The 15,645-nt window shown below is 64.3% G+C and carries 12 protein-coding genes; 7 read left to right on the plus strand and 5 right to left on the minus strand.

Annotation, left to right across the window (positions count from 1 at the left end; genetic code table 11):
• Nucleotides 1–49 precede the first annotated feature (49 nt).
• Nucleotides 50–616, minus strand: a complete 567-nt coding sequence (locus ACFFGH_RS17225) for a LysM and BON domain-containing protein (protein WP_386670502.1) — start codon at nucleotides 614–616, stop codon at nucleotides 50–52.
• Between the two features lie 258 nt (nucleotides 617–874).
• A complete protein-coding gene (locus ACFFGH_RS17230; protein WP_386670504.1) occupies nucleotides 875–1,651 on the minus strand; it encodes an abortive infection family protein in 777 nt (258 codons plus the stop codon).
• A gap of 375 nt (nucleotides 1,652–2,026) precedes the next feature.
• Here ACFFGH_RS17230 and ACFFGH_RS17235 point away from each other — a divergent pair, with 375 nt between their 5' ends.
• From ACFFGH_RS17235 to ACFFGH_RS17245, 3 genes are all read left to right on the plus strand, one after another.
• On the plus strand, nucleotides 2,027–2,470 hold the full coding sequence (locus tag ACFFGH_RS17235) for a PAS domain-containing protein (RefSeq protein ID WP_386670505.1): 444 nt from the start codon (nucleotides 2,027–2,029) through the stop codon (nucleotides 2,468–2,470).
• A gap of 102 nt (nucleotides 2,471–2,572) precedes the next feature.
• Complete coding sequence (locus ACFFGH_RS17240; RefSeq protein ID WP_386670506.1) at nucleotides 2,573–3,469, plus strand: sensor histidine kinase; 897 nt, start codon at nucleotides 2,573–2,575, stop codon at nucleotides 3,467–3,469.
• 24 nt (nucleotides 3,470–3,493) lie between these two features.
• Nucleotides 3,494–3,865, plus strand: coding sequence for a response regulator (locus ACFFGH_RS17245; protein WP_386670508.1), 372 nt, complete (start codon nucleotides 3,494–3,496; stop codon nucleotides 3,863–3,865).
• Between the two features lie 198 nt (nucleotides 3,866–4,063).
• On the opposite strand, the gene ACFFGH_RS17250 is transcribed toward ACFFGH_RS17245, so the two are convergent.
• A complete protein-coding gene (locus ACFFGH_RS17250; protein ID WP_386670510.1) occupies nucleotides 4,064–4,387 on the minus strand; it encodes an outer membrane protein assembly factor BamD in 324 nt (107 codons plus the stop codon).
• A 384-nt stretch (nucleotides 4,388–4,771) separates the two neighbouring features.
• Between ACFFGH_RS17250 and ACFFGH_RS17255 the strand changes: the two genes are divergently transcribed.
• The 3 genes from ACFFGH_RS17255 (at nucleotide 4,772) to ACFFGH_RS17265 (ending at nucleotide 10,850) form a co-directional block, all read left to right on the plus strand.
• Nucleotides 4,772–5,440, plus strand: coding sequence for an HAD family hydrolase (locus tag ACFFGH_RS17255; protein ID WP_386670512.1), 669 nt, complete (start codon nucleotides 4,772–4,774; stop codon nucleotides 5,438–5,440).
• A 322-nt stretch (nucleotides 5,441–5,762) separates the two neighbouring features.
• Nucleotides 5,763–6,791 (plus strand): mechanosensitive ion channel family protein, encoded by a 1,029-nt coding sequence (locus tag ACFFGH_RS17260; protein WP_386670514.1) that lies wholly within the window; start codon nucleotides 5,763–5,765, stop codon nucleotides 6,789–6,791.
• A gap of 528 nt (nucleotides 6,792–7,319) precedes the next feature.
• On the plus strand, nucleotides 7,320–10,850 hold the full coding sequence (locus tag ACFFGH_RS17265) for a hybrid sensor histidine kinase/response regulator (protein ID WP_386670516.1): 3,531 nt from the start codon (nucleotides 7,320–7,322) through the stop codon (nucleotides 10,848–10,850).
• Here ACFFGH_RS17265 and ACFFGH_RS17270 read toward each other — a convergent pair.
• Together ACFFGH_RS17270 and ACFFGH_RS17275 are read right to left on the minus strand one after the other, a co-directional pair.
• Nucleotides 10,733–11,290 carry a hypothetical protein gene (locus tag ACFFGH_RS17270; RefSeq protein WP_386670518.1) on the minus strand — a complete coding sequence of 186 codons (558 nt, stop codon included), beginning with the start codon at nucleotides 11,288–11,290 and terminating at the stop codon, nucleotides 10,733–10,735. The two genes, ACFFGH_RS17265 and ACFFGH_RS17270, sit on opposite strands and share 118 nt — an antisense overlap.
• A 358-nt stretch (nucleotides 11,291–11,648) precedes the next feature.
• On the minus strand, nucleotides 11,649–11,972 hold the full coding sequence (locus ACFFGH_RS17275; protein ID WP_386670520.1) for an outer membrane protein assembly factor BamD: 324 nt from the start codon (nucleotides 11,970–11,972) through the stop codon (nucleotides 11,649–11,651).
• Nucleotides 11,973–12,426: 454 nt separating this feature from the next.
• Between ACFFGH_RS17275 and ACFFGH_RS17280 the strand changes: the two genes are divergently transcribed.
• Nucleotides 12,427–15,354, plus strand: a complete 2,928-nt coding sequence (locus tag ACFFGH_RS17280) for a hybrid sensor histidine kinase/response regulator (RefSeq protein WP_386670522.1) — start codon at nucleotides 12,427–12,429, stop codon at nucleotides 15,352–15,354.
• Nucleotides 15,355–15,645: the final 291 nt, after the last annotated feature.

The raw sequence follows: 15,645 nt of genomic DNA on the forward strand, positions 1-15,645 counted from the left end.
GCATGACGTGTATGCCCGACTGCAGCAGAGCAGCGTTTGCCGTTCAGGCTTACTGCTCCGCCGGAATCCTCAGCACCTGGCCCGGGTAGATCTTGTCCGGGTCTTTCAGCATCGGCTTGTTCGCTTCGAAAATCTGCGGGTACTTGCCCGCATCGCCATACATCTCCTTGGCGATTTTCGACAGCGTGTCGCCGGACTTCACCGTGTAGGTGCGTGAGCTCCACTTCTCACCGGCATCAGCTGCCGTAGCCGTGCCACCGGCTGCACTTCCGGCCGCTGGCGCAGCAGGCGCGGCCGCAGGAGCGGGCGATGGTGCGGCTGCAGGCGCAGGCGGTTGAGCCGCCCGCTGGGTGGGGGACGCTACGGATCGCACCACGCGGATCCGGTCGTCGACGCTGCCGATGCCATCGATGTTGCCCGCGATCAGGACGGCTTTTTCACGGGTTGCCATGTCCTTCGCGGTGCCGGTCAGCGTTGCCTTGTCACTATCCACTTCGACGGCGATACCGGTAATGCCATAACCGGCCAGATGTTTTTCTATGGCGGTTTCGCGCCGCGATTCGCCCGGCTTGAAGATCTTTTCGCCGGCGCCCTTTACGAAGTCGATGATGCCCATGGGAGTCCTTGATCGGTTGGGCGCTCAACCTCGCAAACAGCCCGTTACCGCTGAATCAAGGACACCGATGACGGCAGCCGCAGCAATGGGGAGCCCGTGCATCGCGGCCCCGGCCAGCTGCTTGTTCGGAGTCGCGCGATAGCTGCGCTTCGGGTGTGCAGCCTGCGTCTACGCGTGGCCGACAGCAGGCATGGTCAGGTGCAACGAAGCAATCAGCGGCGATCGCCACTCGTGATCAACCTGAACTCTACGCCCAGATTATCCAACCGCTTCCAGTCGCCGTCTCACGTAGTTGAAGACAGTCCGCACCAGATCAGCCATAAGCACGGCCTCTGGACCTTCCGGCGTTGTTTGATTGGCATCGACGGTCGTAGCGTCGCCTCTAACCGTGCTGAGGGCAGTCACGGCTGCGGCTAATGACGCCAGTACATGGACGACCTGGGGGCTTGGCTGAGTCTGCGCAGCAAAGGCCGGATGGCCGTTGATCAGCGACCAGTAGAGCTCGGCGACGGTTGCATCGCGGGCAACTGTCAGGTTCGCTTGGGAAGCGACGTCGAACAAATAGCCATGAAGCGCATCGTGGGATGGGTGGATGCAATTCACGGGTTCACTTGAGTCAAGCACGTGATGCGCGTCCATCAGCGCGTGCTCTACGGCCGTGCTCGCAGGCGCCGATTCAACGGGAGCAGTGGCATGACGTTGGTCCAACCCCAGCCCCAGCTCCTGAGCCGCACCGGGTGCATTGGAATCCAGCCAGGCCTTTATCTCGGAGCGGTTAGCCAGGTCGCGAAGATCAGCGGGCCTTTCGGCTTCAAGATGCCTCACGAACTGCGCGACACAGTAGCCGTAGTCGTCATCGCCGAACCGCAGTGATTGCTGCAGCCGTAACTCGGGGTCGGCCAGTTGCGGCATCTCGAGTTCCGCGCCCAGTCTTGCCCAGGCAGAAGCATCGAATGCGTGCTCCATCGCCTCCGTCAGGGCCAGGAGGGTCCGGCTGGAGAGAGGATTGGTGAGCGAAAGCGGCGGGGAATTCATCCCCTCAAGGTAAGGCCTCCGAAGTCACACGGCCAAGCCCCGCTGGTGCGCTCGGCGGTCGCGTTATTCCGGCTCTCGCTAAGGTTGAGCAGCCTGCTGGCGGTAGTTGATTGGTGTCCGTTAGCGACCAGAACGGACACTGCGCCCCGCATCGGCTATCGGCGTCTCGAGAGACGTACTTGCGGTTCTGCCTTTGACGGCGAGTGGGTCTCGCGTCCGCTAAGGTGTAAATCCTCGGTATTAGCTGGACGTAAGATGGACTGGCCTGTAGACGGCGGAAGGATGGGTGCACGTATTCGGCAGTTTGACTGGGGCTCAACGCCTCTAGGACCGATTGAGCGTTGGCCCCAGAGCGTAAAAACCGCGGTCGACCTCATGCTCGCCAATCCCCACTCGATGTGGCTGTACTGGGGCTCGGACCTACTCCTCCTATTCAATGATGCCAGCCTCCCCATCCTGGGCGAGAAGCAGGAGTGGGCGCTCGGCCAGCCGTTCGGACGGGTGTGGAGCGAGATCTGGGAAGACTTCCGACCTCTGATGGAAGAGGTCATGGCCGGGAAGTCGCTTTACTTCGAAGATCAGGCCATTCCGATTGCTGGGCGACCAACGCGCCCGATCGGCTGGTTCACGTACTCCTACACCCCTCTGCGTGACGAGTCGGGACGCGTCCAGGGTGTTTTCTGCGTCGGCACGGAAACCACGGAAAAGGTGATTGCCGACAAGTCGCTGGTCGAGTCCATGGACGAGGGCTTTGCTGTATTCGAGACCCTCTATGACGAAGGACGCGCTTACGACTTTCGTTTCCTGGCGATCAACTGAGCGTTCGAGGCTCAGAGCGGGCAAACAGGCGTACTCGGCCGCACTATCAGGGAGGTTCTGCCGGACATCGAACGCAGCTGGATCGAAACATTCGGCCAGGTCATGAGCACGGGCCACAGCGCCCGATTTACACAGGAGGTGGCTTCGCAAGGCAAGTGGTATGACTGCTTCGCCTTCCGCTACGGCGCCGAGGACAGCACGCGCCTGGGGGTGCTGTTTCGCGACGTCACGCAGGCGCGGCTCGTCGATCAGGAGCTTGCCAGCGTAAGTCGGCGAAAAGATGAGTTTCTGGCCATGTTGGCACATGAGCTGCGCAACCCGCTGGCACCCATCGCGGCAGGCGCCAGCCTGTTGGAGATGGTCAGCGGCGACGCCGAGCGCGTGAAGAAAACTGGCGCGGTCATTGCGCGTCAGGTGCGCCACATGACGGGTCTGGTGGACGATTTGCTCGACGTATCGAGGGTGACGCGAGGAGAGGTCAACCTCAACCTGTCGGAGGTCGACCTTCATCAGGTATTGCTCGAATCCATCGAGCAGGTGCGTCCCCTTCTTAAGGCGCGAGGGCATGAGTTCACTCTGGACGCGCCGCCGCTGGCGGCTTTGGTCGATGGCGATCCGAAACGACTGGTGCAGACGTTTAGCAACCTGCTCACCAATGCAGCCAAGTACACGCCCGAGGGCGGCAGCATCACGGTGTCAATGCGCGTGGAGCAGGAAACGGTCGAGGTCTCGGTGTCAGATACGGGGCCGGGCATGTCGCCTGAGCTGCTCAAGCAATGCTTCGACCTCTTTGTGCAAGGTGAGCGAACGTCAGAGCGCGCCGGCGGTGGACTGGGGATAGGTCTCTCCCTTGTGCGCAGCATCGTTGGGCTGCACGGAGGAACCGTTCGTGCTGAGAGCCCCGGCATCGGCAAGGGCAGCCGCTTCAGCGTATCGCTGCCTCGGGCCGCGGGCGGGAGGGACGCGAAAACGCTGCTGTCACTTGCGGCCGAGCAGTAGGGTGGTGCGGGTGAGCGCCTGAAGGTGCTGATCGTTGACGACAACGACGACGCCGCCGAGATGCTTGGCATGCTGGTCGAGGCAATGGGGTACGAAGCCGTCATCGAGGGCCGTCCGGCCGACGCACTGAAGCGCATCGACGTGGAGAGGCCCGATATCTGCCTGCTTGATGTGGGCATGCCCGAGTTGGACGGGTATGAACTTGCCCGAGCGATCCGCATGCATCCCATCTGGCGGCGGCTGACTCTGGTCGCGGTGACCGGGTACGGACAACCTGAGGATCGCGATCGGGCAATCCAGGCGGGGTTTGACGATCATTTTGCCAAGCCGCTGGACCAAGTAGCTTTGGCTCAGTTACTTGCTGAGCATGCGCGCTGGAAAAGGACGTCGGAATAGTCCCTGACCATCGGTGCGTGCTCGGTTGAACGGTGATCCAAACCCTCGAGCATGCGCTCGGGCTTCTGCGTCGGGGTCTGGCTTGGTGATGACCGCCTGCTGGCAGTGACCAGCCGACATCTGCTTCGGGCCGATAGCGGACGCGCTTGAACGGCATGGAGCGTAATGCTCGTAGTTCGCGGCCGCGCCGCAAACGCGTCAGGCACAGTCTCGAAATTCGGCTCTCGGGCGGGAGACGCGGGTGGGGTGGGCATGCAGATACACCGCTTCGCCCAGCCTCGGCAGCCCGACGGACTCCAGCATCTCTTCGCAGCGGTCCACGGCGTACAGGAACGCGTCGCGCTCGCTGTAGCCCACGTCGAGCTCCGAGGCCATGGCGAGGATCGCATTCGCCGCCGAGCGCCACACGGCCATCAATCTGCTGTCATCGGCGTACTCGGTGCGCAGCGACGGCATCTCGAAGTGCAGCTCGTCGCAGGCGTAAATGACAGCGGCGTATCCAGGGGAAAATCCATGAGGCATATCGGCTCCTTCCATGAGAGCGGCGCAGCGGGCTGCAATGCTAGCGCTACCAGCGGGCGGCGACCTGAACGTGGCGTGCGCCAGGGCTGGTAGGGCGCCGTCTGTCGTCCTGCCTGCCCTGCCAGCTTGAGTCGCGGCGAACTGGCGGCATGTCAGCCGCCGTGCGTCAGCACTCGCAGCTCATGCCACCTGCGCTGAGCTGGCAAAGCTCAACCGAAGATTCCATCGAGCACCAAGGACCGGGATCTTCCAGCCTGAGCTGCCGCCAAGCAGACCATCACGGCCGGGAAGCGGGCCGCGGGTGAGCATGGCCCCGGAAGGCGTAGCACTGCCCCAAGGCTGTGCGGTCCGCGCCCCCGAGTTGCGAGAAGCAGTTGGCACGCCATGACGATTGATGCACCGGTAGTGGTTTTTGATTTCGACCTAACGCTCACCAAGGTGGACAATGCCCGGCGCTTCTACCGTTGGCTCGTCTTGCGTCAGCCTTGGAGACTCGGGCTGGTCGTAGTGGCAGCGCCTGGGCTGGCTGTACTGGCGCTGGCAACGCTGAGCCGCAAGTGGTTCGGCTTGTTCTGGATCTGGGCTGGCACGCTCGGGGTACGGGCGTCAGCGGTCCCGCAGCTGGTGCAGGAACACATCGCATCGCTTTCAGACGACCCTGCGTCGATCTTTCTTGATGCCGCAGTGGACCGGCTGCGCGAGCATTTGCACCAGGGGCATCGCGTCGTGATCGCCACCGGGAGTCCAAAGCCGCTCGCGCGCGCGTTTCTCAGGCACGCCGGCTTGGACAACGTTCCGCTTATCGGCACGTGCCTGCGCTCGCATGCCGGCGGCCTGGCCCGTGATCCGTACTGCCATGGTGACGACAAGCTCTTGATGCTCCAGGAGCGCGGTTTTTTCCCGCCATGGGCGTCGGTGTACACCGATCACCGAAGCGATCTGCCCATCCTGCGCCACAGCAGCGCGAGCTATCTCGTCAGCCCCAAGCGCGAGTGTCTGGCCAGCATCGAGCGGGAGCTGGAGTCCAAGCCCACCGTCCTCCTGTGGCGTTAGCAGCCAGCGTGACCAGCGCAGTGGATCTTCTGAACCGCGATTCGGGCCGGCTCTACTAGGTCCGTAAGCCCTCAATTAGCAGGGTCCGCTTCCCGCCAAAGGAAGACGTCCACCGCCAAACATCGGGGCTGCGCCGTGCCGCTGCGGCCGTATTGCTACTGACGTATGGCCTCATGAGTGGTCGAGGGCAGATGGTTGCTTGTGACAGGAGCAAGGGCATCGAGCGGGCACAGGGCGCTCGCGAGCGTGGACGCCTGGAGCGATGAGGCGACGATGACGCGCCGCGCTCTATTGTCGTGTTCATTCCCGACGGAGCCCTCCTATGTCCACCGCGGCTGTGACCGTGAACCTCGAGTCTGTCCTCGCGCGCCTAGCCGTCAAAGCCGAGCGCTTCCTGGCGCTGCTGCCTCTGTTCGTTGTCGCAGCGCTCGTGGTCTGGATCGCCTGGATGGTCGGAGGTTGGGTATCGCGTCGGGCGTTCTTCGCCCGCGCGGGGCGTCACCACCCGTTTCTGCAGGACCTCGTGCGCTCGAGCGTCCGCTGGGCGGTCACCGCCATTGGCATCCTTGTTGCGCTTGAGATTCTTGGAGCGACGAAGCTGGTGGGCGCCGCGCTCGGAACTGCGGGCGTACTCGGCGTGGCGCTCGGATTCGCATTCAAGGACATTCTTGAGAACTACCTCGCCGGTATCCTGTTGAGCCTCCGGCAGCCTTTCGGGCCACGCGACCTGGTCGAGATCGACGGCAACGAGGGCGTCGTGGTCGCGCTGACTTCTCGAGCCACGATCCTCATGACGCTCGACGGAAATCATCTGCGCATCCCCAATGCGAAGGTCTTCAGCAACGTCATCCTCAACTACACGCGAAACCCGCTGCGCCGCCTGCAGTTTGATATCGGCATTGGCATGCAGGAAGACTTGGGGCACGTTCGCGAGATCGGAATCAAAGCCCTTGCATCGGTCCCCGGCGTGGTGGACACACCGCCGCCGCGCGTGCGGATGATTGCACTCGGTGACTGGGCGGTGCAGGCCCGGTTTCTCGCCTGGGTGGATCAACGCACTCACGAGTTTCTCCTCGTCCAGAGCGAAGCCATCAGGATCGTCAAAGAAGCCATGGATGACGCGGGCGTCGACATGCCGTACCCGACCTATCAGATCCGCCCAGGGGTGGAAGCGGCGCAGACGTCGGCCGCCGTTCGCGCCGACCCAGCCGACGAGCCGTCCAAGCCAAGGCGCGCGGAGGCAATGTCGATGGACACGCGCAAAACGACCGACATCCTTGATCAGGTCGACGCGGACCATGAGGAGCGCGGCGGACAGGACCTGCTCAACCCCAACGCGCCCACCGAATAGACAAGCGCGGCTGTTGCCGGGCGTTGCCGCTAGGCCGCGACGACGCCGACTGGGTGGTTCGCCGCAGCGCGGCTGCCAACTGGATCGCGAGGACGCTGGCGTTAGCGGCCATTGGGCGTTCGGCTGCCGGGATCGTGCTACGGCGGCCTGATCTGATCGCGTACATGCTGCACGACCACAGCGTCACGACGGATGAGTTGTTCGCAGCGGGGCGACGTTCACCCCGCTGGACTGGGGCTTCGCTTACGCCTATGTGGAAGTTTGGCCAACGCGCCTTGGATACCGCCCTGCTGCCCTACCTCGATGAACAGCTCGTGCAGTCGCACCGACCGCCATGCCGAAACATCAGGCGCCGGACCAAATAGGGAGTACGGTGGTCCCATCGCGTTGTTTCGTGCACCGCGTCCACCTCCGGAGGAGGCGTAGCGTCAGGCGGCTCGTCCCCTGAGGCTCCTTGTACGTAGCTTCCCGCCGCACTGGCAATGCCCGCGACCTACGCCACCAACTGAATCCTCAGGTGGCCGCATCATGAAATTTCTTATCTTCCGTCGCGCCGACAGCGCGCTTCTCGTCGTGCCCCAGCACTTCCTGGCCGCATCCGGCCGTGGTGATGGCGAGCCGAATGCATCGATCGATGCGTGCGAGATCGATCCCGACCAACTCGGCGACGTGATCGCTTCGCAGATCCGCTTGCACGGCTTTGCGTGCGTCACGCACGAGAGCTGGGCCGCTCTTGAAGTCGCCCTCCAGCTCGTCGCAACCAGCAGATCCGCCCAGGCCCACCCGGACCCGTCACCGCAGCAGGCGTTCGACCTCAACCTCGAAGAGCCATGCCATGGGCCGGCTGCGACGAGACTGGAGGCGAAAATCTACGAGAGCCTGGGCCGCGACGGAAGACTATGGATCGTTGCGGATGATTCGCGCAGCGCATGGCCGCCGCCGAGGCACCCGATCTGCTATTTCGTCGGCGACGCTCGCTTCGACGTCGCGTGTCTCAGTGACGATTCGCTGTTTGCGATTGCCAGGGATGGGTATGTCGCCGTGCCCGAGCACGATCGCATTGCCGTGCTCGAACGCGTCACATGCTGGGCCGAGCCCCACAGCTCGATGCTGAATCACGAGCTGCATTTCCGCCCGCAACCGGCCGAACCGCAACCGGCGCTGAAAGCGCCAGGCGAACGGCATCGCGACGATCAGGACGTGAGCGCAACGGGCGGCGCCGCACCGGGCGCGCCTGCGCTGGAGCATGCGTCAGGCAACCTGAGCATGACGGGGCTCATGGACCTTCTGCGCCTGCGCACCGAGCGCCGCTCGCTGTTCCGTCCTGCGCGTAACGCGGACATCTTCCTCACGGATCAGCAGGCATTGCAGTCGCGCACCGCTCCCGATGCAGCGAACGATTGCGACCCGGCGCCGGCGGAACGCATCCGCGAAGCGGACGCGTGCATGAGTCGCGCCCCGGACTTCGCCGCCTTGTTCAGGGCGTCGCCTTATCCGTACCTGCTGATGGCGACGGACTACACCATCCTTCACGCGAACCCGGCGTACCTGGCGGCAACGGGGCGCGCCGCGCAGGATATTGTCGGGCAGCATCTGTTCACGGCGTTTCCGGCCAATCCCGACGACCCCGCATCCACCAACACGCGGGAAGTTGCCCGGTCGATCGACATCGCCGTTTCGTCGCGCAAGGCACACACCAGCCCGCTGCTGCGATACGCGGTCCCGCGCGATACGGCGGACGGCGAGGTCTTCGACGAGCGCTACTGGAGCGCGGTCCACACCCCGGTGCTGGACGATGGCGGCAACGTGCTGTTCGTGGCGCAGAACGCCATCGATGTCACCGACCTGTACCGCTTCGATCCCGCGAGTCGTCTGTACTTTCTGCGCCAGCAGATCGATGCCGTCCCGGATCCGACTGAACTCAGCCAACCGCAATTGCACGAGGCGATGACGCGCATCCTCAGCGTCGAGCGAAACCAGTTGCAGACGCTGTTCAACCAGGCACCGGGCTTCATCGCGGTGCTGATGGGTAACGAGTGCGTATTCGATACGGTCAACGAAGCGTATTACCAGCTCGTCGGCCACCGTGACATCCTGGGTCAGCCGGTCATGCAGGCGCTGCCGGAATTGGAAGGCCAGGGGTTCGAGGAGCTCTTTGCGGAGGTGCTGGAGACCGGGCGGCCGATCGTCCTGTCAGAAAGGCGGGTCGCGATCCAGCGCGACCGTACCGGGCCGCTCGAGGAGCGCTTCGTAGATCTTCTCTATCAGCCCATTTTTGGTCCCGACGGGTGCGTCATCGGGATCTTCTGCCAGGGGCACGATGTCACGGCGGGCCTTCTCGCCCGGCGTGCGCTGGCCGAGAAGCTGGACGAACTTGCGCAGGCGCGACGCTGGAGCGCTTTGCAGCTGCAGCTTGCTGACCGCCTGCGCCCTCTCCACGACGCGGCCGAAATATTCCTGCGCTCGGCTGCGCTGATCGGAGAACACTTCCAGGCGAGACGCGTCGCGTATGGCGAATACCACCGTCACCAGAAGAAGTTCAGCTTCCACTCCGACTACGTGGATGGCGTAGCCGTGGACCTGTCTGCTGACCCGGTTGCGGTGGGTTTCCACGCAGGCGATGTCGAAGTCATCGAGCAAGGCGGGATCTGGGTCAGCGACGATCTTTCGTGCGATCCGCGAACGGGCGGCCCGGAAACGTGGTCGAGCTTTGAAGCGCTCAAGGTGCATGCGGCAGTCGTGGTGCCGTTGACGCGGCAAGGCCCGTCCGTGGCGTGCATGTTCGTCGGTACCTCGACACCGAAGACCTGGTCGCCTGCCGAGATCGATCTGCTGAAAGAGGCGGCCGACCGTGTATGGACGGCGGTCGAACGCGTGCGTGCCGAGGCCGCGCTGCGGGCGGCGGACGAGCGCAAAGACCAGTTCCTTGCCATGCTTGCACACGAACTGCGCAACCCGCTGGCACCGATCCGTGCAGCAGCGGATATCCAGTCCATGGCGCCATCGGACGTGACCCGTGTAATCACAACGAATGCGATCATCTCGCGGCAGGTCAACCACCTGACCAGTCTCGTGAACGATCTGCTTGACGTCTCCCGGGTCACACAGGGCCTGGTGAGCCTGGACATGCAGGAGGTCGACATAAGAGACGTGCTTGCGGACGCAATTGAACAGGCGCGTCCAATGGTCGAAGCGCGCGCGCATGAGCTCTCCCTGCAGCTCAGGACCGAGGGGCTCCACGTGTCGGGCGACGAGAAACGCCTGGTTCAGGTGTTTGCGAACGTCCTGAACAATGCGGCGAAGTACACGCCCGATGGCGGACGCATCTCAGTGACGGCCGAGGTTTCGGGAACGCAGGTACTCGTCAGCGTGGCGGATAACGGGATCGGCATGCTGCCCGACGTTGCCGATCGCGCATTCGATCTGTTCGCTCAGGCCGAACGTACCCCCGACCGCGCACAGGGCGGACTCGGCATCGGGCTTGCGCTGGTCAAGCGACTGGTTGAACTGCATGGCGGCTCGGTTTCCGTGCGCAGCGGTGGGGTGGGCGCCGGAAGTGAGTTCACTGTCCGCTTGCCGTACATCGACATAGCAAAACCTGCCCCGGCTTTGACCGGCAGCGGGTCCATCACCGTCGGGCAGCCGCTGCACGTGCTGATCGTCGATGACAACCGGGATGCGGCAATGATGATGGCGGTGCTCGTCGAGGCGTCGGGTCATACGGCGGTCGTGGCGCACGACGCGGTCGAAGGGCTGAAGCGGGCGATTGACGAGCCACCGGATGCTTGCCTGCTGGACATCGGATTGCCGGGTATGGATGGTCACGACATGGCGCGTGAGTTGCGCTGCAACCCGGCCACTGGCGATGCAATCCTGATCGCAGTGACCGGCTATGGGCATGAGGACGACCGCAGGCGTACGGCGAGCGCAGGCTTCGACCATCACCTCGTCAAGCCGGTCGATGCGAGCACGCTTGTTGGCCTCTTGGCAGCTTTACCCGCGCGCAGTGCACGAGTGCCGCCTGCGATCGATAACGAAGGTGTCGCCCTGCCGTCGTGAGCGGGCGCGAGGCGTGGGCTTTCGGGCGGGGCCCACGTCTGGCCGACAGTGGGCGGCGGGCAGGAGGGCAGGGTCACGTCATTGAATAGCAGTCCTATCAACGACGATTCCCGCGGCTTGATCGGGAACGCAGTGACCTCGAAGGTCTGCTTCAGTACATCCGAGTGCTGTTCGAACTGGGCGGCGACTCCCGTGCGAACGACTTCTCCGAAGCGCTCGAGCCAGAGATTCTCGAGGTCCGGAAACAGCTCACTCATCAGGCGGCCGGTGGGGTCGGTACGTCCTGTGTGGGCCTCGAATCGCGCGTTAATCCTCACGTAACGCCAGTCCACGGGCCGGCCGGTGTCGTCGAACAACACGTGCAGCAGAGCGTACCCGGATGCAATGTTGTCGAGGACGGCCGCCAGATGATCGGAACAGCTGATGTCGAGGGAGGTCATAGCGCTACCGTGCAGAGGAGCGCACCCACTGTACGAACGCGGGCGTCCACAGGCGGTGCACCGACCGCACGATCTCCCGGGCTTCAGCCGCGGGCAATGCGATTCGAGGAGAGCCTGGATCCGAGCCTGTCGGGAGCCCTTCGGAGATAGCCGCCGGCACCGCGCCCCACCTCGAGCGGCTGCGCTTTTCTGGCGAGCGTGCCGTCGAGCACGCCGACGAAGACGCTAACCGCGCGTGGCGACGGAGCCGCAGCCCCGCTGCAAGCTCATCCTGCGATGACCGCTAATGGCCGATAGCGAGCGCGCTTGAACTGCATGGAGCGTAACGCTCGTGATTCGCGGCCGGGCCGCAAATGCATCAGGCACAGTCTTGAAATTCGGCTCTCGGGCGGGAGACGCGGGTGGGGTGGGCATGCAGATACACCGCTTCGCCCAGCCTCGGCAGCCCGACGGACTCCAGCATTTCTTCGCAGCGGTCCACCGCGTACAGGAACGCGTCGCGCTCGCTGTAGCCGACGTCGAGCTCCGAGGCCATGGCGAGGATCGCATTCGCCGCCGAGCGCCACACGGCCATCAATCTGCTGTCATCGGCGTACTCGGTGCGCAGCGACGGCATCTCGAAGTGCAGCTCGTCGCAGGCGTAAATGACAGCGGCGTATCCAGGGGAAAATCCATGAGGCATATCGGCTCCTTCCATGAGAGCGGCGCGGCGGGCTCCAATGCTAGCGCTACCAGCGGGCGGCGACATGAACGTGGAGTGCGCCAAGGCGGGTAGGGCGGGCCGTCTGCCGACTCGCCTGCCCTGCCGGGCGTGGGTCGTGGCGAACCAGCGACATGTCAGCCGCCGTGACCTAGCTATGCATACCCTTTGCCGAGAAGAACGCGGCGTAGCGCTGCCTTCGTAGTGACGGCTCTTCTGCAGCAGCCAAGGGCAGCTTCCAACCCAGAGCCGACATTGCGATTAGCTGGGCCGCCGCTCGCCAGTAGTAGCGGCAGCCCCTTCCGTCGCGCATCCGCGCTCCCCACGCAGTACCGGTCACCTCGCCGGTGCTACGTTGCGCAGCCAGGCGGTGGGCACGGCATTCCGGGAATGTTCGCCACCGCGAACGATCCGCTCGAGTCCGAAGCTCATCCGTATGCCGCGTCCAGTCAACTTCGCCGCGCATTTCCAAACCGCGCCATACCCGTTCCTGCTGATCGGAACCGACCTGGTGCTGCTCGACGCGAATCGGGCCTATCTGCAGGCCACGGGGCGCCGCGCGGACGAGATCATCGGCAAACACATCTTCGATGCGTTCCCGTCGAACCCTTCCGATCCGGATTCGACGAACCTGCGCGAGGTCAAGCGCGCGATCGAACTCGCCATTTCGGCGCGCGAGCCGGTTACCAGCCCGTTGTTTCGGTACTCGGTTCCGCGCGAAACGGCGGATGGCACCGTGTTCGACGAGCGTTACTGGAGCGTGGTGCATACGCCGGTCCTCGACGACGAGGGCAATGTGGCCTTCGTGTCGCAAAGCCCGATGGACGTGACCGACCTGTACCGGGTCGATCCCGAGTCTCGGCGGTTCTTCCTCAAGCCGGGGGCGAATGCGGTGCCCGACATCAGCGAGGCGAACCGCCCGCAGATGCATGCGGCCATGGCGCGCATCCTCAAGATGGAGCGAAACGAGCTGCAGCTCCTGTTCGACCAGGCGCCCGGCTTCATCGCGGTGCTGACCGGCCCCGAACACGTCTTTGAAATGGTCAACCGGTCCTATTACCAGCTGGTTGGCCATCGCGACATCATTGGCAAGCCAGTGCTCGACGCACTGCCGGAGATGCGCGATCAGGGTTTCAAGGAACTCCTGGACCAGGTGTTCGAGACGGGCGAGCCGGTCGTATTGAAAGCCCGCCAGGCGCTCGTCCAGCGCGAGAGCGAGGGGCCGCCGATCGAACTCTTCATCGATCTGGTCTACCAACCGATCTTCGGCACGGACGGGCAGGTCACCGGCATCTTTGTGCAGGGTGTCGACATAACGTCGGGCCACCTCGCGACCCGGGCGCTTGAGCAGCGCGTCCAGGAGCTCGCCGCGGTGCGTGCCAGCCAAGCGTTCCAGCTCGAACTGTCCGACCGCATCCGCGCCTTGACCTCGCCCGACGCGATCATCGACGCGGCGAGCGAGTTGCTCGGCAAACGCCTGAAGGCATCGCGCGTGCTGTATGCCTTGGTAGACCCGGACGGTGCCACGGTCTTCGTGCAACGCAGCTGGACCGCACCCGGTGTCGAAGACATCGCTGGCAGGACGTTCGTGCTCGACGATTTCGGCACCGAGCTCGCGCGCGAGCTTCGGGAAGGCCGCCTCGTCGCGAACGGCGACGTCAGGCTCGACCCCCGAACCGCAGCCAGCGCGCAGGCGTACGCGCACGAGGGTGGCCGCGCGCAACTGCTGGTGCCGGTGCGTAGCGGAGGTACTTTGAGCGCATTGCTCGTCGCCCACAGCGACGCACCCCGCGACTGGGCGGCCGACGAAATCGAGGCGATGGAAGAAGTAGCCCGGCGCACTTGGCTCGCGGTGGAAGCTGCTCGCGCTCAGGATGAGCTGCGCGCCCAGCGCGACCTCAGCCAGTCCATATTCGACAACATGGCCGAGGGCTTCCAGCTGCTCCGCCGCGACTGGACAATCGAGTACGTCAACGAGGTTGGCCTGGAGCTCGCGCAGCGGACCGCGGAAGAGATGATCGGGCGCAACCAATGGGAGGCCGTTCCCGAGGCGGCCAATTCGGCCGTGGAGGCCATGTATCGGCAGGCCTTTGCCAGCGGAGAGCCGGGCACGCTCGAATACTTCTATCAGGCGGCCTCGGGGGTCGAACGTTGGGTCGAACTGCGCGTCTATCCGATCCCGGGCGACCGCTTAGCGATCTTTTTCCGCGACATCAGCGCGCGCAAGCATGCCGAGCAGGAGGCCCGCGATGCGGACCGCCGCAAGGACGAGTTCCTGGCGATGCTCGCGCACGAGCTGCGCAACCCGCTCGCGCCGATCCGCGCCGCAGCAGACCTGTTGTCGTTGCCCGGCGCCGACCCGGCGCGGGTGAGGTCTACCAGCGCCATCATCTCGCGGCAGGTCGGGCATCTAACGAGTTTGGTCGACGACCTGCTCGACGTCTCGCGGGTGACGCGCGGCCTCGTGCTGCTCGAGATGGAGTTCGTAGATATGAAGCGCGTGGTCAGCGAGGCCGTGGAGCAGGTACGGCCGCTGATAGAGGCGCGCCGCCATTCGCTCACCGTCCATCTGCCGCCGGAGGCAGCCAACGTGCGGGGCGATCGCAAGCGGCTCGTGCAGGTGCTGAGCAACCTGCTGAATAACGCGGCGAAATACACGCCCGAGGGCGGCCGCGTTCACGTGACGATGGAGGTCGAACCGGCGCACGTGTCGGTGAAGGTGAGCGATAACGGTATCGGCATGTCGGCTGACATGACCTCGCATGCATTCAAACTGTTCGCCCAGGCCGAACGCACTTCCGACCGCACCCAGGGCGGGCTCGGGATTGGTCTGGCGCTGGTCCGAAGCCTTGTGAAACTGCACGATGGAACGGTCTCAGCGAAGAGTGCTGGTGCCGGCGCGGGCAGCGAGTTCACGCTCTGTCTACCGCGGATTGCTACCTCGAAGGACGCGCCGCAGGTGGAGCGCACGACTCTCCTAAAGGCGGTCGTCACCCCCATGCGTGTGTTGGTCGTCGATGACAACGAGGACGCCGCGAACATGCTTGCAATGTTCCTCGAGGCTCTGGGCCATGCAACGTTCGTGGAGTACGGCTCGCGGCAGGGGCTCGCCCGTGCCCTGGCTGAGCAACCCGATGCCTGCCTGCTCGACATCGGCCTGCCGGATATGGACGGGAACGAGCTTGCACGGCAACTGCGAGCGGACCCGCGTACGGCGAGCACGATGCTGATTGCCGTGACTGGTTACGGGCAGGAGCTCGACCGGGCCAGCACGTGTGACTCCGGATTCGACCACCATCTGGTCAAGCCACTGGACCCGTCCGTCCTTGCAGGGCTTCTCGCGGCGGGAAGACGCGCCGGATAGCGCAGTAGAGCGAACGCGCCGGAGTCGAATGCCGGCGCTCCAGTTCATCGCCTCCTGTCTGGGCTGCCCGCGGGTACCGGACATGCTGGCCCTGCCGGCATAGCACCTGCAGCACCGCGCGCTTCGGCAGCGCCGGTCAAGATCAGGCCGCGCGTTGGGGTGCCTATGTTCTCGATGTGCGCCTCTGGCCGAGAGCGGACATGGCCAAATCCAGCGGCGCCAGGCTCGACTGGCGCCAGTGATCAGGCTGATCGGTGTGCGAAGCGGGGCACTGTGCTGCCGTCCCGCTGC

It is taken from the genome of Lysobacter korlensis, from assembly GCF_042434515.1.

What these genes read in the sequence shown, in the direction of transcription:
- ACFFGH_RS17260 (WP_386670514.1), top strand. Translation starts at nt 5,763, where the DNA reads ATGTCCACCGCGGCTGTGACCGTGAACCTCGAGTCTGTCCTCGCGCGC.
- ACFFGH_RS17270 (WP_386670518.1), bottom strand. Translation starts at nt 11,290, where the DNA reads ATGACCTCCCTCGACATCAGCTGTTCCGATCATCTGGCGGCCGTCCTC.
- ACFFGH_RS17265 (WP_386670516.1), top strand. Translation starts at nt 7,320, where the DNA reads ATGAAATTTCTTATCTTCCGTCGCGCCGACAGCGCGCTTCTCGTCGTG.
- ACFFGH_RS17275 (WP_386670520.1), bottom strand. Translation starts at nt 11,972, where the DNA reads ATGCCTCATGGATTTTCCCCTGGATACGCCGCTGTCATTTACGCCTGC.
- ACFFGH_RS17240 (WP_386670506.1), top strand. Translation starts at nt 2,573, where the DNA reads ATGAGCACGGGCCACAGCGCCCGATTTACACAGGAGGTGGCTTCGCAA.
- ACFFGH_RS17280 (WP_386670522.1), top strand. Translation starts at nt 12,427, where the DNA reads ATGCCGCGTCCAGTCAACTTCGCCGCGCATTTCCAAACCGCGCCATAC.
- ACFFGH_RS17225 (WP_386670502.1), bottom strand. Translation starts at nt 616, where the DNA reads ATGGGCATCATCGACTTCGTAAAGGGCGCCGGCGAAAAGATCTTCAAG.
- ACFFGH_RS17230 (WP_386670504.1), bottom strand. Translation starts at nt 1,651, where the DNA reads ATGAATTCCCCGCCGCTTTCGCTCACCAATCCTCTCTCCAGCCGGACC.
- ACFFGH_RS17235 (WP_386670505.1), top strand. Translation starts at nt 2,027, where the DNA reads ATGCTCGCCAATCCCCACTCGATGTGGCTGTACTGGGGCTCGGACCTA.
- ACFFGH_RS17255 (WP_386670512.1), top strand. Translation starts at nt 4,772, where the DNA reads ATGACGATTGATGCACCGGTAGTGGTTTTTGATTTCGACCTAACGCTC.
- ACFFGH_RS17250 (WP_386670510.1), bottom strand. Translation starts at nt 4,387, where the DNA reads ATGCCTCATGGATTTTCCCCTGGATACGCCGCTGTCATTTACGCCTGC.